This window comes from Planctellipticum variicoloris (assembly GCF_030622045.1).
GTDB lineage: Bacteria > Planctomycetota > Planctomycetia > Planctomycetales > Planctomycetaceae > Planctellipticum > Planctellipticum variicoloris.
This window is the reverse complement of the sequence record NZ_CP130886.1, coordinates 3,185,066-3,209,608: the sequence shown is the minus strand read 5'-3', so window position 1 is coordinate 3,209,608 and position 24,543 is coordinate 3,185,066. Positions and strand designations below refer to the sequence as shown.

The 24,543-nt window shown below is 62.4% G+C and carries 16 protein-coding genes; 13 read left to right on the top strand and 3 right to left on the bottom strand.

Annotated elements, in window-relative coordinates; genetic code table 11:
* Nucleotides 1-182 precede the first annotated feature (182 nt).
* The 10 genes from SH412_RS12385 (at nt 183) to SH412_RS12340 (ending at nt 16,961) form a co-directional block, all read left to right on the top strand.
* A complete protein-coding gene (locus SH412_RS12385; protein ID WP_336523830.1) occupies nt 183-5,345 on the top strand; it encodes a tetratricopeptide repeat protein in 5,163 nt (1,720 codons plus the stop codon).
* A gap of 232 nt (nt 5,346-5,577) precedes the next feature.
* Nucleotides 5,578-6,465, top strand: coding sequence for an XDD4 family exosortase-dependent surface protein (locus SH412_RS12380; RefSeq protein WP_336523829.1), 888 nt, complete (start codon nt 5,578-5,580; stop codon nt 6,463-6,465).
* Nucleotides 6,466-6,660: 195 nt separating this feature from the next.
* On the top strand, nt 6,661-7,521 hold the full coding sequence (gene ccsA / locus SH412_RS12375; RefSeq protein WP_336523828.1) for a cytochrome c biogenesis protein CcsA: 861 nt from the start codon (nt 6,661-6,663) through the stop codon (nt 7,519-7,521).
* A gap of 42 nt (nt 7,522-7,563) precedes the next feature.
* Nucleotides 7,564-8,835, top strand: a complete 1,272-nt coding sequence (gene hemA / locus SH412_RS12370; RefSeq protein WP_336523827.1) for a glutamyl-tRNA reductase — start codon at nt 7,564-7,566, stop codon at nt 8,833-8,835.
* 649 nt (nt 8,836-9,484) lie between these two features.
* A complete protein-coding gene (locus SH412_RS12365) occupies nt 9,485-11,329 on the top strand; it encodes a 30S ribosomal protein S1 (RefSeq protein WP_336523826.1) in 1,845 nt (614 codons plus the stop codon).
* Nucleotides 11,330-12,023: 694 nt separating this feature from the next.
* The gene (locus SH412_RS12360; RefSeq protein ID WP_336523825.1) at nt 12,024-12,866 is read left to right on the top strand and encodes a sigma-70 family RNA polymerase sigma factor; all 843 of its coding nucleotides are present in this window, start codon (nt 12,024-12,026) and stop codon (nt 12,864-12,866) included.
* Nucleotides 12,867-13,308: 442 nt separating this feature from the next.
* The gene (locus SH412_RS12355) at nt 13,309-14,166 is read left to right on the top strand and encodes an alpha/beta hydrolase (RefSeq protein WP_336523824.1); all 858 of its coding nucleotides are present in this window, start codon (nt 13,309-13,311) and stop codon (nt 14,164-14,166) included.
* A gap of 59 nt (nt 14,167-14,225) precedes the next feature.
* On the top strand, nt 14,226-15,227 hold the full coding sequence (locus SH412_RS12350) for an alpha/beta hydrolase (RefSeq protein WP_336523823.1): 1,002 nt from the start codon (nt 14,226-14,228) through the stop codon (nt 15,225-15,227).
* Nucleotides 15,228-15,422: 195 nt separating this feature from the next.
* Nucleotides 15,423-16,124, top strand: coding sequence for an AIM24 family protein (locus SH412_RS12345; protein ID WP_336523822.1), 702 nt, complete (start codon nt 15,423-15,425; stop codon nt 16,122-16,124).
* A gap of 111 nt (nt 16,125-16,235) precedes the next feature.
* Nucleotides 16,236-16,961 (top strand): rhamnogalacturonan acetylesterase, encoded by a 726-nt coding sequence (locus tag SH412_RS12340; RefSeq protein ID WP_336523821.1) that lies wholly within the window; start codon nt 16,236-16,238, stop codon nt 16,959-16,961.
* Nucleotides 16,962-17,166: 205 nt separating this feature from the next.
* On the opposite strand, the gene purD is transcribed toward SH412_RS12340, so the two are convergent.
* Both purD and SH412_RS12330 read right to left on the bottom strand, forming a co-directional pair.
* The gene (gene purD, locus SH412_RS12335) at nt 17,167-18,444 is read right to left on the bottom strand and encodes a phosphoribosylamine--glycine ligase (protein WP_336523820.1); all 1,278 of its coding nucleotides are present in this window, start codon (nt 18,442-18,444) and stop codon (nt 17,167-17,169) included.
* A 185-nt stretch (nt 18,445-18,629) separates the two neighbouring features.
* Nucleotides 18,630-19,301 (bottom strand): Dph6-related ATP pyrophosphatase, encoded by a 672-nt coding sequence (locus tag SH412_RS12330; RefSeq protein ID WP_336523819.1) that lies wholly within the window; start codon nt 19,299-19,301, stop codon nt 18,630-18,632.
* Between the two features lie 227 nt (nt 19,302-19,528).
* On the opposite strand from SH412_RS12330, the gene SH412_RS12325 reads away from it, so the two are divergent.
* On the top strand, nt 19,529-20,164 hold the full coding sequence (locus tag SH412_RS12325) for a hypothetical protein (protein ID WP_336523818.1): 636 nt from the start codon (nt 19,529-19,531) through the stop codon (nt 20,162-20,164).
* Between the two features lie 10 nt (nt 20,165-20,174).
* Here SH412_RS12325 and SH412_RS12320 read toward each other — a convergent pair whose 3' ends face one another.
* Entirely contained in the window at nt 20,175-21,335 is a 1,161-nt protein-coding gene (locus SH412_RS12320; protein ID WP_336523817.1) for an aldose 1-epimerase family protein, read from the bottom strand.
* Nucleotides 21,336-21,590: 255 nt separating this feature from the next.
* Here SH412_RS12320 and SH412_RS12315 point away from each other — a divergent pair, with 255 nt between their 5' ends.
* Both SH412_RS12315 and ftsH read left to right on the top strand, forming a co-directional pair.
* Complete coding sequence (locus SH412_RS12315; protein ID WP_336523816.1) at nt 21,591-22,430, top strand: glycosyltransferase family 2 protein; 840 nt, start codon at nt 21,591-21,593, stop codon at nt 22,428-22,430.
* A gap of 108 nt (nt 22,431-22,538) precedes the next feature.
* Nucleotides 22,539-24,491 carry an ATP-dependent zinc metalloprotease FtsH gene (gene ftsH, locus SH412_RS12310; protein WP_336523815.1) on the top strand — a complete coding sequence of 651 codons (1,953 nt, stop codon included), beginning with the start codon at nt 22,539-22,541 and terminating at the stop codon, nt 24,489-24,491.
* Nucleotides 24,492-24,543 lie beyond the last annotated feature (52 nt).

The window sequence follows — 24,543 nt, the reverse complement described above, 5'->3', positions numbered from 1 at the left end:
GCGAGTTCTGCCAAAGTTAACGGGAGACGGGTTCAGGCATTTGCACAGGTCGCCGCACCGGACAGAATTGAATCACGGGAGCTGCGCGAGATTGTCTCGCGTCGCAGCCCGGGGTTCAGGCGGTGGCAGCCGGCGTGCCGGTTGTATCGCCTGGCAGTCAATCGTCTCTGGATGCCGGGCCTGTGAGCGACCCCAAACCAATCATCGTGACGCCGCCCTCTCCGGCCGACGTGATAAACAGTCTGAGGCCGGGAATTCACGTCAACGTTCCTCTGCTGGTGGGGACCGTTGTTCTTCTCGTCGTGATGGCGGGGGGCGGATGGTTTATCCGCGGCTACTTCCTTCACGCGAATTCCGCGGTTTATCTCGAAAAGGCCCGCCGCGCCGAAACGCAAGGCGAGATTGACGCCGCACTGGGATACTACGGCGAGTATCTCGAATTCAGCCGGATCGCCGGTCGGAAAAGCGACGAGGAATTGCGACACCGGGCCGACATCCTGGCGCGGATGGCGGCCCTGCTCGAACGACTTCCGGAGAACGAGTCCCGGATCCGCAGCCTGTATCAGACTTACGAGGAGTGCCTGCGGCTGAATCGCGATCAGCCTGAGATGCGTCTCAGGTTTGTGGCGCTGCTGATGCAACTGCCGCGGTTTGGGGATGCTCTGAGCCATCTCGCGATTCTGGAAGAAACAGTAAGTCCCGGATACGACCTGGCGGAGGTGTTGTACCTGAAGGGTGGCTGCCTCGAAGCCGAGCGAAAATTCGCCGAAAGCCAGCGGGCGTTTCTGGGGTCCATTCGGAACTGGCCGGAGCAGGCCGCCGCGTATATCCGCCTGGCGCAATTGTGGGCCGCTCACCCCGATGATGTCTCGTCCGTTGCGGAGGCAGATCTCCCTTCCGGGGACGAATGGCAGATTGTTCAGGAAATTCTCCAGCCGGCGCAGAAGCAGAAGTCAGTTGCCGTGGATCAGGCGACCGAAGCCGTCCTGACGGCGCTGCTGGAGCATCGCCCGGGGGCAACCGGGTCGGTTGCAGCGGCACGTTTTCTGATGGTGATGCAGTCCGTCGAAGACCGATTGCCGCTCACGGCGGCCGAAGCCGGCGTTCGGACGCGGGCGGTGTTTGCCGCCGCCGAAGCCAGCGTCGAACCCGCCGATGGAACCGGAGAGAGCGGCATCGAGCCGTTGCCCTGGCTGGAACGCTGGACGCCGGGAGTCCCGGCATTCTCGGACGCCGACTTCGACGGACATGTGACACGGGAGGAAATGCAGCAGCGTTTTGTCGATGGCGATGCCCTGACGCGTCTGGGCTGGGCCGAGAAACTGCTTGCCAGGCTGCCCGAGACTGTGGAATCGCAGCAGGAGGTTTCGCTGGCGCTCGTCGAACTGCTGACGGCCAGAATTGACGTGGTCAGGATGCTCCGACCGGCGGATCTGCCGGCGGTCGTCGAACAGGTTCGCGAGCAGTTGAAGGCTGTTAAGGACGTCGCGGACGACGACTTGCGGTTGCTGTTCGCCCGCATGTCGCTCGATCAATACGAACCGGAGACTGGCGAACCGCGGGATTCGCTTGAGAAACTTCGACATGCAGAAACGCGTTTGCGAAACGTCCTGGAAGCATTGGACCGAACGCGCGGTTCCAGGGGCTCCGACTCGGAAGTCGACTGGTCGGTCGGCGTCAAACTGCTGAACACGCGGTGGCTCGAAATTGAACTCAGGTATGAGCTGGCCGGAATACTGCTGGATCAGCTCGCGTTGCTGGAACCCGATCAACATTCGCCGATGCTCGCTGCAATCCGAGCAGAGTCCACTCGACTGGAAGAAACCGGCGCCCCGCAATCCTATCCTGCGGCGATCCATGTCCGAGAGCTGTTGTTGGATGGAAAGTTCCGCGAGGCTGCGGTTCTGGCCTCGGACGCCGGCAAGGATCTGGCTCCGCAGTCGCCGCTGGCTCGTCAGCTTGCGCTGCTGGCGGTCGATGGCTGGCTGCAAATTGGAAATCGGGTTGCCGCCATCAACGAACTTCGCAAGCAGCTTCAGCGGGATCCGGCGTGGATTGCCGGTCGGGAACGTCTGGCCGAGACGCTGTTCGCCGCCGGTCACCTGGAGGAAGCCATCGCCGAGTTTCGTCGACTGTCGGCCGTTCCCGGCTTCGGCGAACGTCTGCTGGAATTGCTGCTGATCCGCAATGCGGGAGTGGCGCCGGCGCATCGCAAGTGGGACGAGCCCGAGGCGATCATCGCGGGGTTGGGCCTGGATGCGAACGCGACTCTGCCGGACCTGTTGCTGGGAGTCGAATACCATATGCTTCGGGCGGCGACCGATCACGCTCTGACAGAGAATGGAGACAAGACGAAGGCCGTCTCGCAACTGGCGGTCGCCGAGGAACTGCTCAAGTCGGCGCAACGGCGATTTCCAGAGCAGCTTCCGGTTCTCATTGCCCAGGCCCGCTTTGAACTGCAGCGGTTCGACGTGCCGCCGGACGAGCGCCGGACCCGAGCGGAAACGCTGCTGAGCGAGTATCGGATGAAGTCCGGTCCGCCGGTCGACGCCGCTCTGCTTGAGGCTCAGATCGCGGTCGATCGAGACGGTGCCGCCGCCGTGGAACAACTGCTCCGGTTGTCCGAGCCGACGGCCGAGATTGCGGGAGACGAAAAAGTCCGGCTCTTGAGCGGTCTGGCCCGGTTAGCCACTCGGATCGGCAACCTCCAGGCAGCTCGCGATCTCTGGAGCCGCGCCGCAGAGGTTGACCCCGAGGACCTTGTCTCGCGACTGGCAATCTTGCAGTTGCTGCTGGAACAGGGCGGAAACTCCGATTTTCCGTTTCCGGAACAGCAATGGAGCGAGATGCTGGAAGACGTCGGCCGAATTGAAGGAACGGAATCCGGTTGGGTCGCAGTTTTGAAGGCGCGACGACGACTGGAGTCCCTCGCGGAAGATCTCGGGGAGCGGACGCAGCAGTTGGCGGAAGCGGCCGAGTGGTTGAAGTCTGTCGAAAGAACTCGCCCTGGCTGGTCCGAGGTTTCCCGTCTTCGAGGACGGATTGCCGACCTGCTCGGGCAACCGGACGTTGCAATTGCTGCTTATCGGGAGGCGATCGCACAGGGGGACCGGTCACCGGACATCATCCGGCGAGTCGCAATTCACCATTTCCAGCGACAAGAATATGGAGAGGCGGATCGCCTGCTGCAGAAGATCGCCGAAGAGAGCGCCGAGCCGCTGACTGGCGACCTGGCGCGACTGGCGTGGAAGGTCACCTGGAATCGGCACGAGTTTGACCGCGCGATCGGGATGGCCCGCAAGCTGACGGCGGAATCGGAGTCGGCTGAAGATTACATCACCCTGGCTCTGCTCCAGTTTGCCCGGGGGCAACACGGGCCGGAGACCGAGGCGCTGTTGCGCAAGGCGGCCTGGGATCTCGCGCCGCAGACGACCCCGCCCTGGGTTGCGCTGGTCGGCTATTACGCGCGGTTGCAGCGCTGGTCCGATGCCGAAGTCGCGATCGCCGCGGCTCTGGAACGACTTCCATCCGCTCCCCGTCCCGATCATCTGCTGGCGGTCGGAAGTCTTTATGACATCCTGGCGGCGGCGAACTCTGCCGATCGATCGAGTTTCGTGGCGAAAGCCACAACAGCATTCGAGGCCGCCCTCGTCGCGGCGCCCGACGATGAATTTGTCATCGCCGCGACAGCCGAGCACTTTCTGCAGCACAACGAGGCCCGTCGGAGCGGACCTCTCCTTGAAACGCTGCTGAAACCGGATCGTCCGACAACGCCCGGCGTGCGCACCTGGGCTCGCATGCGGCTGGCTCGCCTGGTCGCGTCCGGAGGCCGATTCGAAGATTTGCGACAGGCCATCGAGCTGCTGAAAGCTGCGGTCGACAGCGGTGAAGACGCCTCCGCAGAAAATCTTCGGCTGCAACTGGAATTCCTCGAACGACTTCCGGGCGAGGACACGCGCGGACCGCGACTGAAGCTGCTGCAGACGCTCAAGAGCCAGTCGACGCTCAGCCGAGAGGAATCACTGCAGATTGCGGAGCTGCTGGACGCCGCCGGCCAACCGGCGGAAGCCCTGCAGGCATTTGAAACGCTGCTTGAAACCCAGCCAAAATTCACCCGCGCGCGAGTGGCCTACATCGCCAGTCTGTTGCGGCAGAGGACTGACGATCCCGTTCTGCTGGAAGCGGCGCGGGTGCAGGCATCGTTGCTGAACGACATGGAGCCTCGATCGTGGCAGACGGCGCAGATTCGCTCCCAGATTGAGGCGGCCATCGGAAAGAATGAGCAGGCGCTGCAGATCGTTCAGAATTTTGTCGAACGTCGGTTTGATCTGGCCGGCGAACAGCCCCTGGCGACATATCTGGAACAGGAGCCCTTGAACGATCTGCTGTCACGACTTGCTCAGGAATTGTCGGTTCGCGGTCAACGCGAGGACGGAAAACTTCTGGAGAACGCGGCCGACCTGCTGAGTCAGGGGCAGAGAGAGACTGCGTTTCAGCAACTGCTGACGGGGCGCAGTGCGGAGTTGTTGAATGAGTTGCGATACGACTCCTTGCGACAGGCGGCTCTGCTGCTGGAAGAGTTGAAGCTGGGGGACCCGGAACCTTATTTTCGACGATTCGCCGCGGAGTCCCCCGCACCAGGAGCGCGACTGGACCTCGCCAGTTTCCTGGTGCGCCGGAACCGCGCTGCGGAGGCGCTGCAGATCTGCGAGGAAGTCTGGAATCGGGGAGCCTCCGGGCGCGCGGCCGCCGTTGCTGTGACTGCATTGCGACTCGTCCCGAAGGAGCCGCCGGGCGAATTAGTGGCCTGGCGGGAACGTCTGGCAATGGCGGCCGACAATCCGGCGATCACCGATCGCTGGATGGTCGCCAACCTGCTCGGAGAGCTGGACGGTCTGATGGGGTCGGAGGCGGCTTCGATCGAAGGCTACCGAAAGGCGGTCGCCGCGAATTCTCGGGATGGGATCGCGTGGAACAATCTGGCCTACCTGCTGGCCCGTCGAAATGCGTCGTCCGAGGATCTTCAGGAAGCGGAGCGGGCGATTGCCGAGGCGATCCGCGTCGCGGGGCCTGATCAGGCGGCACTGGACACAAGGGCCGTTGTGTACTTGGCCCAAGGGAAGGCTGCTGAGGCGCTGGCGACGGTCCAGAGCTCGGTCGGATCCGAGGCCGCAGGCGCGCTTCATTTTCGTCAGGCGGAATGTCTGTGGCGACTTGGAAGAATTTTGGAAGCCCGTCAGGCTCTAGACAGGGCGCACCGCGATGGATGGCGACTTGACGAACTCTCCGGAAGTGATCGTCGCGTCGCGGAAATGTGCGTACGAGAATTGCAGTCGACCGAGTAGGGGGTGGTGTTTTTCGTAAGTGATTGTGTGTAAATGGCTTACGCTGCGTTCCGTGGCATTCGCCTGCCGTCGAGGATCGTCGTTGAGCTGATTATCGGCATACTTTGCGCATTTGTCGCAAATGGGGAATTGCGAACGGTCCGTGCGGGATTTATGATCACGGTTTGATGTTGTCTCGGTTCCATCCTGAAATGCGGATTTCTTCGGGACGGATTTAGAGGTTCGAACGGAATTGGGCAGGCGGATGAGTAAGTTACGACTCGTGACATTGGGTTTGATTGCTGCTGCAATCGGCCTCGGTTCCATGCAGACTGCATGTCAGGCCGCGCTGAAGAGCTTTGCCACTTACGCGGTGAGCGACGCGTCCACTCACTCGGCTTCGGCCACATTCTCGCTTTACACAAACGGGACGCTGAAGATCGTCGTTACGAACACCTATACAGGGTATTATTCGGCGCCGACTCGAACCGACGTTCTTGCCGGGCTCCTGTTTAGCCTGGATTCGGCGACAAAGCCCATGCTCGCTTACGCAGGGGCTTTTGTGAACAGCAGCCCGACCGTCGGCGAGTCGAGCGGATCGACCATCACGAACGCGACGACCGTGTCCACTTCGACGATTTCTACCGGGAATGTGACCGCGCCTCAACCGACTGTCGGTGGCTGGGAGTATCGGCAGGGAGCGGCCGTGTCATCGAAGCTCAACTCGGCATACTACGCCTTCGGAACAGTTGGCTACGACATTTTTGACCGCGGTACCAAAGGGAGCACAAACAACAACATCGACTACGGGTTGATTGGCCACAATTATGTTCCCGGTACCGGGAACGGCGGAATTGTGAGGAGGGAGATCTCTGCGCCGCTGATTACAAATTCGGTCGTGTTTACTTTGACGGGCGTGCCGAGCAACTTTGATCTGACAAAGCTGAAGAATGTGCAGTTCCAGTGGGGAACGGCTTTGAGCGAGACTCGATTGACGGGGACTTTGACGGGTTTTAGCGGCCAGGGTGGTCCCGTCGTTCCCGAGCCCACTTCTCTCGCCCTCGCCGGCTTTGCCGGCCTCGGACTCGCCCTGCGGGCGCTCCGCCGCCGGCGAACGCAAAAGTCGGATCAGACGGCTTGATCTGCGGTCTGGCCTCGCGAAGAATGCCTCTAGGCGACCTCAATCGGTCGCCTTTTTTCTTTGACGCCTGGCAAACGCCGGAAACGTCGCCGCGATTGTCCCGGTTGTCCGTTCGATGGTATTGTCGCTGATTGTCAGCGGCGGGCCGGAAGTGGCGACAGCCGCGTTGACGCGTGAGACCTGCGGGACGGCGGCATGCTGAATGTCAGTGTGATGTGCTTCTTTGCCAGCTATCTGCTGGCGCTGGCCTTCGAGGTCGTGCGCTTCTACCGCCGGAGCACGCTGGTGGAAGTGCTGCATCTTGGCATGACCGCCGCGGGACTTGTGGCTCAGACGCTCTATCTGGGGCTCAGGTCGCGCGAGACTCAGCTTCCCCCTTTGCTCAGCTCGCTTTCGGACTGGCTCCTCGTTCTCTCGTGGCTCGTCGTTCTGCTGTATTTGGTCTTCGTCCTGTCGGATCGAACTTTTCGAGCCGGAATTCTCGTTCTGCCGCTCGTCATGGCTCTGATCCTGGCGGCCTGGTTCGGCGGCGGACGTTCAAGGCCGCCTGAAAATCTCCCAGTCTCGAAAAACTGGCTTATGCTGCATGTTTCGCTGCTGGTCTTCGGAACGGCGGCCATTCTGGGGGGGCTCGTTCTCAGCCTGTTGTATCTCTGGCAACACCGGCGATTGAAGCACGGCAGAGCCCGGCACGGAGGATTGGCCCTCCCCAGTCTGGAGCGCCTGGAACGCTTGAACCGCTGGGCGCTGCTGACCGCGGTGCCGCTGCTGACTCTGGGGTTGATCATCGGCGTCGGGCTGACGACTCAAGAACCGGCGAGCTGGGCGACCTGGGCCGATCCGGTCGTGCTGACCGGTTCCGTCTGCTGGCTGATGATGGTCGGCGTGTTCGTCTATGTTCTTGGGCGGCAGCGAGCGCCGGGTCGGCAGGTCGCCTGGCTCACGGCCGTGTCCTGCGGATTTCTGCTGCTCACGGTCGTTGGTTCGCAAGTTCTGACGGGGGCGACGCATCTTCAGACCGTCCACGGACGCACCCCTCCTCCCGCCGCGCCATAACTGCCCCGCCACGTCGACTCCCCTGCCCCGGAAGCTGCACCGTTGAATTTCCTGGTTGTTTACTGCACGCATCAGACCGCCGGACTGGCCGTTCGCGAGCAGTTGGCATTTTCCAGTCGGGAACGGCTGGATGCCGCGTATGCGGAAATTCAACAGCGCTTCTCCGGCGTCGAAGCCGTGATCTTGTCAACGTGCAACCGGGTCGAGCTGTATTTCGCCTGGTCCGAGAACGCCGGGCTGTCCGCGGAGTCCGTCCATCGTTTTCTGGCCGACTTCCATCAGATTTCCGCGACGAACTTCGTCTCCGAACTGCGAGACGAAAGCGGCCAGGCCGTGGTCCGGCATCTGTTTGAAGTCGTCTCCAGCCTTGACAGCATGGTGCTGGGGGAGCCGCAGATCGTCAGCCAAGTCAAAGAGGCTTATCGCACGGCGGAAGAGCACTCCGCATGCGGACCGCGGATTCACGCTCTGTTTCAGAGCGCCATTCGGGTTTCCGGGAGGGTTCGCACGGAAACGGGGCTCGCCGAAGGACGCGTCTCAATCGCCAGCGTGGCCGTGGGTGACTTCGCCAAGAGCGTCTTCGACCACTTCGTCGACAAGCAGGTGCTAGTCATCGGGGCCGGCGAAATGGCCGAAGAGACGCTTCGTTATCTCAAAGACGAAGGGGTCCGCGATCTGGTTGTGGTCAATCGCAGCCCCGAACGGGCCGAGCGGCTAGCCGCCGAGTGGGGGGGCGTACCGGCTCCGTGGGACGACCTGGACCGCTGGCTGGGTCAGGCGGACGTGATCGTCAGCACCACGGGCGCGGATCGGCCGGTGGTGGATCGGGTGCGCTTTCAGGCGGCGCGCTCGACCGGCAGCCGGAAGCCCGCGATTATCCTCGATCTCGGCGCCCCGCGCGACTTTGACCCCGCCGTCGGGACTCTGGAAGACGTGTTTCTCTACGATATCGACAGCCTGGCAAGGACTTGCGACGACAATCGCCGGGCTCGCAGCCGGGAAATCGAACGCGCACGGACCATCATTATCGAGGAAACCGCCCAGTTTACCGCAGACATCAACCGCCGGGCGGGGGGCGATCTGGTGACCCGGCTGCGTGAAGGCTGGCATGAAGTCAGTCGGCAGGAGCTGGAGCGGATGTTCAAGAAGATGCCGCATCTGGAAGGTCGCGATCGTGAAGCGATTGAACGGGCCGTCGAACGGATCGTGAACAAACTGCTCCACCCCCCCCTCGAAGCGCTCCGCGACGAATCGAAAGACGGCGCTCCCCACGGCCTCCTGAACGCCCTCCGCCGCCTCTTCCACCTCCCCTAACCCGCCACACGCGGGGCGGGTGCAGGCTCAGAGATGGGTTGGGCGTGGATGTCCGATTCTGCGGCGATGGAAAAGCGCGATGGGGGGGGCATGCGGCATGACGGAATTCCCGCAGCTCTTTCTGCGAAGCCCGAATCCGGAATAGCCCGCCACACGCGGGGCGGGTGCAGACTCAGAGATGGGTTGGGCGTAGATGCCCCATTCTGCGGCGTTGGAAAAATGCGATGGGGGTGGGCATGCGATGTGACGGAATTCCTGCAGCTCTTTCTGTGAAGCCCGAATCCGGAATAACCCGCCACACGCGGGGCGGGTGCAGACTCAGAGATGGGTTGGGTGTGGATGCCCGATTCTGCGGCGTTGGAAAAGCGTGATGGGGGGGGCATGCGGCATGACGGAATTCCCGCGTTCTTTCAGCGAAGCCCGAAGCCCGATACCCGAAGCCCGATTTTTCCGCACCATCGCTGGTGTCTGAAGTTGGCGACATGCTACACTGCCCGACTTCATCCGACACGGGGCGGGGGACGCGTGTTTCCCGGTGGCGGTGGAAGTCCTCTATTTGTCTGGCGATCGCAGTCGAACGGTCGGCTGCGGTAGTTGTTGCGGGTCGACGGACCGCCGCGACGGCTGCCACGGGAAAGTTGAAGCACGCATGGTTGATCGGAACCTCCTTCGAGATTTTAACGTCAGCGACGACGAACTGGACGACGTCTTTGCGGGGACGCTGCAGCACGTTGACGGCGAGGAGTTTGAAGGGGACGGCATCGACTCCCTGTACACGAGCATTGCCGCCTACGATGTGAATTCGATCATCGAGGGCTCGGTCGTACGGGTCGAAGGCGAAGAAGTCCTCATCGACATCGGATACAAGAGCGAAGGCATCGTTGCGATCGACGAGTGGGATGGCGAAGAGCCTCCCAAGCCCGGCCAGCGCGTCGCAGTGCTGCTCGAAGAGATTGAAGACGAATTCGGCCTGATTCTGCTTTCCAAGCGGAAGGCCGACCGTATCAAGAAGTGGATGGACATCACCAGCTCCAAGAAGGAGGGAGATGTCGTCACGGGCCATGTCATCCGGAAGATCAAGGGCGGTCTGCTGGTCGATATCGGCGTGAACGTCTTCCTGCCCGCCAGCCAGGTCGACATTCGCCGTCCGCCCGACATCGGCAACTACATCGGCACCGACATCGACTGCCTGATCCTGAAAATCGACGAGAGCCGCCGCAACATCGTCGTCTCCCGTCGCCGGCTGATCGAAGTCCAGCGCGAGGAGATGAAGAAGAACCTCCTCGCCGAGATTACCGAAGGCCAGATCCGCAAGGGGATCGTCAAGAACATCGCCGACTTCGGCGCGTTCGTCGACCTGGGCGGCATCGACGGCCTCCTGCACATCACGGACATGAGCTGGGGCCGGATCGGCCACCCGTCCGAGATGGTCAAGATCGACGACGAGATCGAGGTCAAGATTCTGCATATCGACCGGGATCGCGAGAAGATCGCGCTCGGCCTCAAGCAGAAGGAAAAGAGCCCCTGGGACGACGTCGAGACCAAGTACCCGGTCGGGACGAAGATCAAGGGGGAAGTCGTCAACGTCATGTCTTACGGCGCCTTCGTCAAGCTGGAAGACGGCATCGAAGGCCTGGTCCACATCAGCGAGATGTCCTGGACCAAGCGCGTCAACCACCCGACCGAGCTGGTGAACCCCGGCGACGAAGTCGAAGTGGTCGTCCTCGGCATCAACAAGGACAAGCAGGAGATTTCGCTGGGCATGAAGCAGGCCCTGCCGAACCCCTGGGACCAGGTTGCCGAGAAGTACCCGCCCGGGGCGATCGTCAACGGCACGGTTCGCAACCTCACCAACTACGGCGCGTTCATCGAGCTGGAAGAGGGCGTGGACGGCCTGCTGCACGTGAGCGACATGTCCTGGACCCGCAAGATCTCCCACGCGAACGAGATGCTGAAGAAGGGCGATCCGATCACCTGCCAGGTGATTTCGGTCGACCAGGAACGGAAGCGGATCGCGCTGGGGCTGAAGCAGCTTGCGGAAGATCCGTGGGAAAATCAGATTCCCAACAAGTATCAGCCGGGCGAACAGGTGACGGGCAAGGTCACGAAGATCACCAACTTCGGCGTCTTCGTGGAACTCGAACCCGAGCTCGAAGGCCTGCTGCACGTTTCTGAGCTCTCCGATCAGAAGATCGAGAACCCCGAAACGTTCGTTAAGGTCGGTCAGGACCTGGACGTCCGGATCCTGCGGATCGATCCGGTCGATCGCAAGATCGGTCTCAGCCGCAAGACCAGCCCCGACTATGCTGCGGCCGCCGCGGAAGACGGCGGCAAGGGAGCGGCAGCCCCGGCAGCCGGTCCGCGTCCGCGGACCGAGCTCAAGGGAGGAACCGAAGGCTCATCGGGTCCATTGTTCACGCTGGGTGGCGGAGCGGCGGAAGAACCGGCCGCCGAGGCCAAGGTCGAAGACGAAACGCCGACGCCGGCGGAATAGTCGCAGTTCTGTCCGATTTCGGACAGGTTTCAACGATGTCTGGTGCAGACGCCCGCGGAGATCCGCGGGCGTCTGTTTTCATTGACTGTCGGCAGATGGAGGGATCGCCCTGTCTGCCGGAGCATGCGTTGTAATGCGCATGGCCGGATCTCTACGGCGCAATCGACATAACCCGCACTCCGTGCTTTTTTGCGCCAATCGGAACTGGCGCGGAGATGGCGCTCCTCCAAGCGTGTCAGAATCGCGACGGAGGGCTCCACTTCTGCCGCGACACCTCGATGATGACAGGATGGAATGGGGCTTCGAACGCAGCAGCGTTGCCGGAGTGCAACCTTGCAGCGCGTGAGAGTTTGGAGCTGCGTTTCACGGAGGCTGCCGGAGAAAACCGAGTGCCGCGTCGTCGTCGGCACGGCGGATGCATACTTCAGGATTGTGTCGCGTCAAGGAAATCGGACGCGAGAATTGGGGGAAAGTTTGCCGGTTGATGGCATTGTCCGAAGCGCCGTTACGACTGCGCCTCTTACCAGGTTTCGCTGATCGAAATTGTTTGCCAGGGCCGTTGGGTTTGGAAATCTTGCATTGCGCTACCGATAACTACAACACACAGGACGAACCGCACCCCCGCGGTGAAACAGGCCCCGGACGGCATTCGGTCGCGACGTCACCCCCTAAACACGAGACACGGCTCATATCGATGCGCACGACCTCCCGTCCCCGCACTCCCGCCGCCGCCGTTCAGAATCCGCTGGAGACGTACCTCCGCGAGATTAACGAGACGGCACTTCTGACCGCGAATGAAGAAAAGGAGCTGGCTTATCGCATCGCCGACGGCGACAACGCGGCCCGGGACCGCATGGTCCGGGCCAACTTGCGGCTGGTGGTGAACATCGCCCGGGCCTATACCGGCAAGGGGCTGCCGCTGCAGGACCTCATCGAAGAGGGAAACCTGGGGCTCATGCGCGCCGTCGAAGGCTTCGATCCCGGCATGGACACCCGGTTCAGCACGTACGCCAGCTACTGGATCAAGCAGTCGATCAAGAGGGCGTTGATCAACAGCGGCAAGACGATCCGCATTCCCGCCTATATGGTCGAGCTGCTGACCAAGTGGCGCCGGGCGACGGCCAAACTGGAAGATGAACTCGGCCGTCCGCCCACGCAGGATGAAGTGGCTCGCGAGCTGGAACTTCCCCGCAAGAAGCTCAGCATCGTGCGCAAGGCGATTCAGCTCTACAACAGCACCCCACAGCACGACGACGATGACGGCGGCTGGACGATGAGCGACATGGTCGCGGACACGCGAACCAAGGGGCCGGAAGACGAACTGCTCGACACCGACAATCTGAAGCATGTCTACCGGATGCTGGACACAATGGATCCCCGCGAAGCCACCATCCTGCGGATGCGGTTCGGCCTCGATGACGCGGAACCCAAGACTCTCAAGGAAATCGGCGAGTCGCTCGGCTTGACCCGTGAACGGGTTCGGCAGATTGAAGCCGAAGCTCTCAAGCGACTGGCCAAAGGCATTCTGGGCGACTGAGCCCCGGCTGATTCGACAGCGAGATCAGGAACGTGAGACGCGCAACGACCCCGGACGAGGATGTCCGGGGTCGTTGCGTTTGTGCTGCGCAGTGAGGGCGGGAATCGGGAGGATTCACGCGACGAAGAAATGTCGAATGTCGAAGGCGGAATGTCGAAAGGACGTTGAGAGTTATTCGCGTTGCTTTTCACCACCGACAAATCACAAAGAACCCAATCCCGATGTCGGAACCGTGTCCTGCGGGATGAGACTCCAACTGCGGCCTCTTGCGGCTGCGCCGTCCGGCCTGCGGCCGGACCACCCGAATGCTGCGTGAAGTGCTGAGTGAAGTCGCGTTTTCGGGAAGTCGAAACGAACTTTGGCGTTCGTGGGCGGGAGCGGTTATGGTGGCGATGTCTCGGCCTGTTGCCGCTTTCGTTTTTCCGCCAGGGAGCCGCCCCCTATGTTCCGCTGCACCGGATTGGCCCTTCTGATGTCGCTGGCCGTGTCGGCCGCGTATGCCGCCGAGCGGCAGGTCGTTCTGCTCTGGACGGGCGAGATGCCCGGGCCGGGCGTCGACGCTCCCGACGGGGAGACGACGATTCCTCTCAAGCCCGGCGCGCCGGTCATCACGCGGACGACGAACATTGCGCACCCCTCGCTGGTCGTTTTCGAAGGGGCAGCCGACAAACGGACCGACGTCGGCGTGATTGTGCTGCCTGGCGGCGGCTTTCGTTACCTGACGACCGACCTCGAAGGGAGCGAGGCCTGCGAATGGCTGGCTTCGCAGGGGATCACCGCGTTTCTGCTCAAGCATCGAGCCCCGACGCACGAGCATCCGGCGCCGAATGCCGGGCCGGCGATCGATACGCATCAGGCGCTCAAACTGGTGCGGCAACGGGCCGCAGAGTGGAAACTCGATCCGCAGAAGATCGGGTTGCTCGGGTTCTCGGCGGGGGGCCAGATCGCGGCAGTCGCGACCTCCGATCCAAAGACCCGCCCGAATTTCCTGATGCTGCTGTATCCGTGGGGACTGTACCAGGCCAAGGAGGGGACGCTGCGTGAGGATGTCCGCGTCGATGCCCAGTGGCCGCCGACGTTCATCGCCCAGGCGGCGGACGACGGTTCCTCCCTGCCGCAGGGGAGCCTGTTGCTCTATACGAGGTTGCTGGAGCAGAAGATCCCGGCCGAACTGCATATCTATGAAAAGGGGGGCCACGGGTTCGGGATTCGGCCTGGCAAGACTGCTTGCCCGACCGACTGGCCGCACCGCGCTGAAACGTGGCTGCAGGGGCGGGGACTGCTGCCCGCGGCGAATTAAGTCTCGTTCACGGACGGAGTCCGTGGATTCGTCGATCTGCTCTTTGCGAGAAAATCTCCATGAATCGTATGACCTGGGTCATTTCGGCCATCGTTGCGACAGCGAGCTGGACTGCGGGATTCGCTCGTGGAGACGACCTTCATGCGATCTCCGCCGTCAGGAAGACCGTCTCGCCCGAAGGCGCCGCGTATCTCGAAACTCTGAAAAAGCGGACGCCGTTCGGCACAGTGGACTTCAACCTGGAATCGCTGCGGTCCGGCATGGGCGCACGCAACGAGCCTCGCGTGGAAGGAGTGCGGCTGATCCGCCTGAAGATCGGCGAGATTCCCTGTGAATGGGTGCTCGCGCCCGGCGCCGACCCGGACCTGCGGCTGCTCTATCTGCATGGCGGCGGTTGGGTCTCAGGATCCGGGGGAAACTATCTGCCACTGGCGGCCGACATCTCGGCGGCGGCCGGGTGTGCCGTGCTGCTCCCCGACTACCGACTGGCGCCGGAGCATCCGTTTCCTGCCGGGCTGGAGGATTGTGTCGCGGCTCATGACTGGCTGGTCTCGAACGGGCCGGCCGGTCCCGGCCCGGCGAAAGCGACGTTCATCGCCGGGGATTCGGCGGGGGGCAACCTGACGCTGGCGACATTGCTGGCGTTGTGTGACCGCAAGAAGCCGCTCCCGGCGGGAGGCATTCCCCTTTCGGCGGCGACAGATTTCACGCTGGCGAGCGATTCGCTCAAGACCGTTCACGATCCGATTATCAGCGCTCGAACGATGCCCGAGTTTCGGGATCGCTATCTGGGGAAGTCGGATCCCCGCAATCCGCAGGCTTCGCCGGTCTTCGGCGACTATCGCGGCCTTCCGCCGTTGTTGATTCAAGTCGGGGAGCACGAAATGCTCCGCGACGACAGTGTCCGGGTAGCGAAGAAGGCGGCAGCGGATGGGATCCCGGTGAAACTCGAAGTCTGGCCCGGCATGGTTCATGTGTTCCAGATCCGCGGGCTTCCGGAGTCCCGCGAGGCCATCCAGCACATCGCTGATTTCATGCGCTCGCACGTGCCTGCGCGGTAGAGAAACGAATGTGTCGGGAGGAGTTTCGAGGATAGAAACTTGGCGAGTCGATGATCCGAATCGTCGATGTCGTCGTTAACGGTTCACTCGATCGCGAGTGATAACGGAAGACGCGAGACAGAGCCTCGCCGGGATTGGGTTCCCAGGCAGTGCCTGGGAGCCGGTGGCCAGTTTACTTCAGCCAGGGAAACGCCAATGTCGGGCCGCTATACGCTGTCGGAGTTTGTCGAACAGACGAAACAGGAAGATCTGGGCCAGGGGCTTTTCGAACTGGAAAACGAACGCCTGCTGGAGATCAACCTGAACGGTCTGGTCTGGATGAAGAAGGGGGCGATGGTTGCCTATCACGGCGATGTGAAATTCACGCGGGAAGGAATGCTGGAGCACGGCCTGGGCAAGCTGCTCAAGAAGGCCGTCAGCGGCGAAGGGACGCAGCTCACGAAAGCGGAAGGCCGGGGGAAGGTGTATCTGGCCGATACCGGCAAGAAGATCACGGTCCTGCAGCTCGAAGACGACGCGATCTATGTGAACGGGAACGACTTGCTGGCGTTCGAGCCGCAGATCAAGTGGGACATCAAGATGATGAAGAAGATCACCGGACTCGTCGCAGGGGGGCTGTTCAACGTCCGTCTGGAAGGGACCGGACTGATCGCCATCACGACGCACTATGACCCGGTGACGCTGCGGGTGACGCCGAGCCGGCCGATCATGACCGACCCGAACGCCACTGTGGCCTGGTCGGGCCACCTGATGCCGGATCTCAAGACGGATGTGTCGCTGAAGACATTCTTCGGACGCGGCAGCGGGGAATCGATCCAGATGAAGTTTCAGGGGGACGGGTTCGTTGTCGTGCAGCCGTACGAGGAGGTTTCGTTTCAGACCGGTGGGGCGGGATGATGGGGAGTTGAGAGTTGAGAGTTGAGAGTTGAGAGTTGAGAGTTGAGAGTTGAGAATGAGAATGAGAGACGCCGCGTCCTCCGTTACGATTGAGGCTTCGAAGGATCGATGATGCTCCCAATTCTCCGGATGAGTTGTGTCCTGGTCACGTTCGCTGCCTGTCCGCTGATTGGCGACGACCAGACTCCCGTTCGCATCGCCCTGATTGGCGATTCGACGATGGCGTCGTATGCGAAGCCGCCGGCGGACCGGCCCGATCTGACCGGCTGGGGGCAGGTCTTTGAAGAGCAGTTCGACGGAACAGTTGAGGTGCTTAACCGCGCAGCGTCGGGTCGCAGTTCGAAGAGTTTTCTGAGCGAGGGGCGCTGGGAGCCGGTGCTGGCGGAGAAACCGGATTATGTTTTCATTCAGTTCGGGCACAACGACCAGCCCGGCAAGGGGGATCGGGCAACCGATCCGCGGGGGGATTTTCAGGATAACTTGCGGCGGTATGTCCGAGAGGCCCGGGCGGCGGGCGCGAAGCCGGTCCTGGTGACGCCGGTGGCGCGTAGGACGTTTGCTGACGGCAAGGCGACGACGACGCTGACACCTTTTGCCGAGGCGACTCTGCAGGTCGGCAAGGAACTGGAAGTGCCCGTCGTGGATCTCCACGCGGCGAGCTTCCAGCTTTTCGATTCACTCGGCGACGCAGCCAGCGCCGATCTGACGGCTTCCGCCAGCGACCGGACGCACTTTTCCCGAAAAGGGGGGCTGGCCATCGCGGGACTGGTGGCGGCGGCGCTGCCGGATGCGGTTCCGGAGCTGGCGAAACGGCTCAAGTCGAAGAATGCTGGCTGAGTGTGTTTTCTGGTTCCCAGGCTCTGCATGGAAACCCTCTTTCGCGCAGCCCCGATTCGCATTCACAGCCATCGAACGTCGATGTTGAGCGGCGGGAACAGACGTGCCCAGGCAGAGCCTGGGCACGAGGTCTTGTCGACGTTTCGACCGGGCGCGCCCGGCCCGGCGCACGATGGGCGGAGCAATTCGGCCGGTGGAACCGGCCCTACCTGATGGCTTTGTCGGAAATATCCTTCCGGCACCAGGCGCCTTCCCAGCGGATGCACTTGACCGTCTGGTAGGCCCGTAACTTGGCCTGCGAGATTGTGTCCCCCAGCGCCGTGACGCCGAGGACTCGGCCGCCGTCCGTCAGGATCTGGCCGTCTTCGCCGCGGACTGTCCCGGCGTGGAAGACCTTGGCGTCTTCGATCTGGGCGGCGTCGTCGAGTCCGCGGATGGCCTTGCCCTTCTGGTACTCGCCCGGGTAGCCGGCCGAGGCCATGACCACGCAGACGCTGGGGCGCGGGTCCCATTCCAGCGGCGGCATGTCTTCCAGCGTTCCGGTCGCAGCAGCCATCAGCGCCAGTCCGAGGTCGGACTTGAGCCGCATCAGCACCGCCTGGGTTTCCGGATCTCCGAACCGGACGTTGAATTCCAGGACTTTCGGTCCCTGGCTGGTCAGCATCAGCCCGGCATACAGGCAACCGCGGAACGGCCGGCCTTCCTTTTTGAGCTGATGCACGACCGGCACGAGCACTTTTTCGACGGCGAGATCGATCAGATCGGGCGTCATGATGGGAGTCGGACAATAGGCGCCCATGCCGCCGGTGTTGGGGCCGGTGTCTCCGTCGAAGGCGGCTTTATGATCCTGGGCCGCTTCGAGGGGGACAATGGTTTTTCCATCGACCAGCGCCAGCAGGCTGGCTTCTTCGCCGACGAGACGCTCTTCGATGACGATTCGTGCACCGGCGGCGCCGAACTCCTTCATGATCAGCATCCGCTTGATCGTGTCGCGGGCTTCTTCCCGGCTCGAACAGACGACGACGCCTTTCCCGGCGGCCAGCCCGTCGGCCTTGACCACGCAGCGTTCGATTTCGCGTTCGTCGAGGTAGCTGTTGGCCTCGGCGGCGTTCGTGAACGAACTGAAGTCGGCGGTCGGCACGTTGGCCCGCTTCATCAGTTCCTTCGAAAATCGCTTGCTTCCCTCCAGTTCGGCGGCCTTGCTCGTCGGCCCGAAGATTTTGTGTCCGGCATTCAGGAATTCGTCGACGACGCCGGCGACCAGCGGAATTTCCGGTCCTACGACGGTCAGATCGATCTGTTCCTTCGCGACGAATTTGAGCAGGCGGGCCGTGTCGGTCGACGAAATGTCCACATTCACGGCATCGAGACCGATGCCGGCGTTGCCGGGCGCGCAGAAGACCTGCGTCACCGACGGGGACTGCTTGAGCTTCCAGACGAGGGCGTGTTCACGTCCGCCGGAACCGAGAACGAGGACTTTCATGGGGCAGGCTCGATTGCAATTCTGAGGCTGGCAGCCGGGTATCCAGGAATTCGTCGCGTCACTGCCCCGGCGGCAGTGCGGGTGAGGCGTTCAGGTCGACCGCAGTCGCCGCGAACTTCACGAATCGCTCAGTATATCGCCCGAGGCTGGCGGGCTGTAGCGGGATCGCGAATGCGGTCGAAGTCTCAGTCGACTGGCAAGAGATCGGCGAAGACAAACCCTTCCCGTTCGACGATCTCGCCTGACTGGCAAGCGACCGGGCGGTGAAACATCGGTCCGTCGGTGACGAATGAGTGAAACTCGCCCCGCTCGCCGCAGGGATCGACGCCGGTTGGCAGCTCGGCGAGCAGTTCGGCGTCAAAGGCTTTTCCGGCGAAGTGTCGCGGCAGGACTTTCGGATCGACGCATGTCAGCCTGGCTTTCAGGCCCCCCGCCAGCATTTCTTTGGCCAGCTCGGACGTCGGCCGGCCCCAGAGCGGAAAGAGGGGCGTCAGTCCCGTTCCGTCGAGCATCCGTTCGCGATAGGCCCGCACGTCCTCCAGAAACAGGTCGCCGAAGGCCATTGCGGCGACGCCGGACTGCACGGCTTCATCGACGATCGGTCGCACGGCGGCTTCATAGTCGGCGTTGCTGCAGGGCCACGGGATCAGAATGATCTTCAACGGGAGCCCCGCGGCTGCGGCCTGCTGCCGAAGGAGTTCGCTGCGGACGGCGTGCATGGCGACCCGGTCGAAGGTGGCATTCACGGTGGTGACCAGGGCGGTGACTCTGAACGCGGGATTCTGACGCAGGACGTGCAGCGCCCAGGCGCTGTCCTTGCCCGAGCTCCAGCACAGCCAGACATTATCGAAGTTCATGACTCGTTCCTGTGCGGAATGCGACCTCTTTCGGCCTCAGACCGGAGTCCCGTCGGGGGCCTGTCCTGCCACACAGATTCTGTAAAGGACCGATTGCATCTGTTTGAACAGAAACGACTTGCGGAAGTGGAAGGCTTGCCGCCTATGCTGACGGCGACCGCTGCCATAGACTTACCCGACGGGTCGGGTGCAATGGACATTGAACGCAATCCGGGGGGGAGAACATCATGAATTTGGCACACATGTCTCGCGGACTTTTAGTCTGGTCTCTTTTAGGGCTCGTCGCAACCGACAGTGCCTTCGCTCAACGTGGCGGTGGATACTACGGTGGTCGCGGCGGCGGATACTACGGCGGCGGCTATCGCGGCGGAGTCGGGATCGGCATTGGCTCGGGCTATTACGGCTCCGGCTACTATGGCTCGGGGTTGTCGATCGGCATCGGTCGTCCATACGGATATGGTTACCGCGGATACGGCTCTGGAGGGTATCGTCCGTATGGGGCTGGATACGGCGGATACTATGGGGCGCCCCAGTACTATTCGACGCCGACCTACATCCAGCCGGCGCCCGTTTACACGGTTCCGTCGGCCCCGATCAGCACCGGCGACGTGACGATTCTGTTTCCGTCCGACGGCACAGAAGCCGTGGTCGACTATACGCTCAACGGGAATTCCTACTCGATGCGGACCGGTCAGTCGCAGAGATTCCCCAACGATCGCCTGTGGACGATCGAATTCGACCGCGGCGGGGACTTTGGTACGGCCCGCTATTCCCTGTCCCCCGGTACCTTCAAGTTCAAACTGACGGACAGGGGCTGGGAGCTCGTGCGGGCTGCCAGTGATCTGCCGACTCCGGCGCAGTAGCCGCGGTTGGTCATTTGCGGCCGGCCGGCGAGAACGTCGGTTGGGGCTCGCGGTGGATCGTCGGCGTCGCAGTTCCCTGCAGAGTCTCGACGCGTCCGATGAGTCGTCGGACATCGTCTGGCGTGGCAGCCGCCTCCAGCCGCAATTCCGACCGATAGGTCGCACCCGGCGGCAGCAGCGGCAGCCGGCCCTGCTCCCGTTCGAAGCTGCGGAAGTTCGGGAAGTTGACCGATGGCTCCAGGCCGGTGACGTATCCGTCGGACTCGGCGATCGTATTTTTCCAGACGGTGAAGTACGGCAGTTGATGCGTGTTGTAGTGGACTGCCAGCGCGGCGGAACCTCCAGCGTTCTCCAGGACCGCGGTGGACCAGCCTTCGCCGTCGGCGAGCGGCCTGAAGAAATAGGCTTGTTCGGCGTAGTCGGGGTCGGGCGAGCCGTAGACCGGGTAGTTGTCGATTCCCTCGGCGGCTCGCGGATCGCGGGGCGCCATTTCGTGGAAGGGGACGTGAAAGCGACCGCCGGGTTCCAGGAACGGGCGGCCCACGTTGATGTGATACAGCAGCGACAATGTCGCTGGCCTGCCCGCGAGGTTCGTGATTTCGTCGGTGATCGAACAGTGAGTTCCGCCGAACTGGACGGTGTACGTCGAAGTGAGGCGCAGCCGCGTCCCGAACATGGAGGCCTCGTCGACGACGCCCCGCACGGTCAGAAGATCTCCGTCGATCGACGCCGTCACCTCGTGTGCGGGGAGGTTGGCGATCCGGCCGTGCAGCGTGATCTGCTCGCCCTCGTCCTGGCCGGGGGGGCCGTTGAATCCCAGTCCGCAGCGACACAGCAGTTCATTGAAGCCATGCAGCCAGCCCAGTCCGTTGCGTTCCGTGAGGTTGACGAAGCCTGGATGAACGGGTCGTTCGACGGGGGAATTCCAGCCGATGGGCAGGTCACCCAATCTGCCGCGCCAGAGTCCCATGCCGCGGGAGGGGAGAATGGAGAAGTTCAGGCGTCCGCTGTCGATCTCAACGACTTGCACGCCCTCCGAAAGTCCGCCTCGAAGCGTCGTCCAGCGAATGCCGGCGCTGGACGCCCCTGCCGGTCCAGTGCAGCGCAACTCGCCAGCAGGCAACGCCATCCGGCGATCGGCATCGAGAATCGTCACCACATTGTCCGTCATGTAAGTCCCTGTCGGAAAATCAGCCTGTGAGGGGGCGGGCACGGATGACAGTCAGCCGCCTTCCGGTTACAACTGACCGCGATCGTTCATTTTATGAACGGCCGGGATGCGGGTTCCGGATCGATTCTGATCCGGGCGCGCCTTGCGGAGCGTTCGCGGAGCGACTGGTAGTTTAGCGCCGTTTCCATAGCCTCGCCACTGCCCCCGCCGCCGCGATAGAGCTGTCTCGAAAAGTCTTTGAAGGAACTTACGGGGATGACTCCAGGCCAGCACGAAGCGGTTGGGAAGCCGTATACCCCGGAATGGTACGAGACGCTCCGCAGGTCGTTGGGCGAACTTGTCTGCCGGAAACTGGGGTTGTACGCCGTCCCGCCGGATTTCGTGCTGTCGGTGGTGATCCCCGTCTACAACGAACGAGATTCGCTGCGGTTGATCCTCGATCGCGTCAAGGCGGTGCCGATCCGCAAGGAAATCGTCCTCGTCGAAGACTGCAGCAAAGATGGAACGCGGGACATTCTCCGAGAAATTGAAGCGGCGGCGGCCGCTTCGCCGGACCCCGACAATCGAATCGTCGCCGCCTATCACGACGTCAATCAGGGGAAAGGGGCCGCGGTCCGCACGGGATTCTCTCGCGCCACCGGGCATGTGGTCCTGATCCAGGACGCGGACCTTGAGTACGATCCTTCCGAGTATCCGCGACTGCTCCGCCCCATCATCGAAGGGCGTGCCGACGTTGTGTTTGGCAGCCGGTTCCTGGGGGACCAGGAGCACCGGGTGCTCTATTACTGGCACTACCTCGGCAACCAGGTCCTGACGCACTTCTCGAACTGGTTCACCAACCTCAATTTGACCGACATGGAAACCTGCTACAAGGTCTTTTCCCGTCCCGCCATCGACAGCATCTGGCCCACCCTGAAGCAGAATCGCTTCGGCATCGAACCCGAGCTGACGGCCAAGGTCGCCCGCCGGGGATTCCGGCTCTATGAAATGTCCGTCAGCTATGACGGCCGGACTTACGAGCAGGGGAAAAAGATTGGCTGGAAGGACGGTGTGCAGGCCTTGTGGTGCATCCTACGATACTGGTGGGCGGACTGACGCCCCTGGCGATGCGAGAGGATTTCCTCTCTCCGCCTGAATTGACCCCTGGCAATTCCACCGGCGACGCGACACATTCCGCCGATCGCCGTTGCAGAAAGCGAGCCCATGGCGAATCCCTCCAGCGACGAACCGAAGCCGAACCGTCCCCCGCGCAAGCCCGCGCCGAAGGGAGACGGCAGCGAGGACGGGCGTCCGATCTTCTCCGGCTCCTGGCTGCTGCTGTTTATCGCCGTGGTGATCATCACTCTCTTCATGTGGCGGCAATCCCCCGCCAACACCGGGTCCCGCGTCGACTATACGTTCTTCTGGAAGCAGGTCGAAGCCGGAAATGTGGATCGCGTCGCATGGTACGGCGAGATCCTGACCGGCAAGTGGAAGAAGATCCCCGTCTCCGCGGATAAGGGAGTTGAGCTCAAGGAAGAGTTCAACACCGTTCTGCCGATCCGCGACGACGCCACGCTGAAGCAATTGATGATCGACAAGGGGGTCCGGTTCAAAGGCGAACCCCAGGAAGTCGGTCTCGGAACGGTCTTTTTCCTGTGGGTTCTGGCTCCGAGCGTCCTGCTGATCCTGTTCCTGTGGTACATGATGAAGCGCAGCTCCGACCCGGTTGGCTCGGGAATGATCGGCAACTTCATCCGCAGCCCCGCCAAACGCTTCCGGCCTTCGGACCATCAGACGACGTTTGACGACGTCGCCGCGATGGAGCAGGCCAAGCAGGAACTTCAGGAAGTCGTCGAGTTCCTCAAGACGCCGGCCAAGTTCCAGCGGCTCGGGGCGCAGATCCCGAAGGGCGTTTTGCTCATGGGACCTCCCGGGACCGGCAAGACGCTGCTGGCGCGGGCCACCGCCGGCGAAGCGGGCGTGCCGTTTTTCTCGATCAACGGTTCCGAGTTCATTCAGATGTTCGTCGGCGTCGGCGCCAGCCGCGTGCGGGACATGTTCCGCACGGCCAAAGAGAACTCCCCGTGCATCCTGTTCATCGACGAAATCGACGCCGTCGGACGGATTCGCGGAGCGGGCCTCGGCGGCGGTCACGATGAACGCGAGCAGACGCTCAATCAGATTCTGAGCGAGATGGACGGCTTTCAGCAAACGGAAGCAGTGATTGTGGTCGCCGCCACCAACCGGCCGGACGTGCTCGACCCCGCCCTGCTCCGTCCAGGTCGGTTCGATCGTCACGTGACCGTCGACCGCCCGAACAAGACCGGTCGCGAAGCCATCCTGAAGGTCCACTGCCGCAAGGTCCCCCTGGCGGACAATGTCAATCTGGCCGATGTCGCCTCCGGGACGATCGGGTTCTCGGGGGCCGAGCTCAAGAACCTGGTCAACGAGGCTGCGCTCAACGCGGCCCGGATGGGGCGGGACGCGGTCACGCCCGCCGATTTTGACGACGCCCGCGACAAGGTCCTGATGGGACCCGAGCGCGAAGATGTTCTCAACGAGAAAGAGAAGGAGATGACGGCCTATCACGAGGCGGGGCATGCGCTGCTCGCCTGGCTCCTCTCCGACGTCGACAGTGTGCATAAGGTGACCATCATTCCCCGCGGCCGGGCGCTGGGGGTTACGCAGCTCCTGCCCGCCGAGGATCGGTACAACATCGGCGAGCACCGTCTGCACTCGCAACTGGCATTCATGCTCGGCGGTCGGGCCGCCGAGAAACTCGTCTTCAACGAATACTCTGCCGGCGCGTCCGACGACCTGAAACGCGCCACTCAACTTGCCCGCAGCATGGTTGCCAAGTGGGGGATGAGCGAACTGATTGGCCCGGTGGCCTTCCGGGACAGCGAGGAGCACCCGTTCCTCGGGAAAGAGATCCACGAGGCCCGGCAACACAGCGAAGAAACCGCACGGCAGATCGATGTGGAGATTCAGCGGTTCCTCCGCGAAGCGGACGTCAAGGCGACCGAAACGTTGCAGGCGCACCGTGATAAACTCGACGGACTGACCAAGGCGCTGATCGAGAAAGAATCTCTGGGAGAAGACGAGATTCGAGCGATCATCGGCAATCAGGCCGATCGTTCGGCGTCCGTCCCCGACAAGTCTCCCGACGCCTGACCGCCAGGAACCACGGATAACTCACCGCCAGGCCGGGATCGGCGCCAAGTCG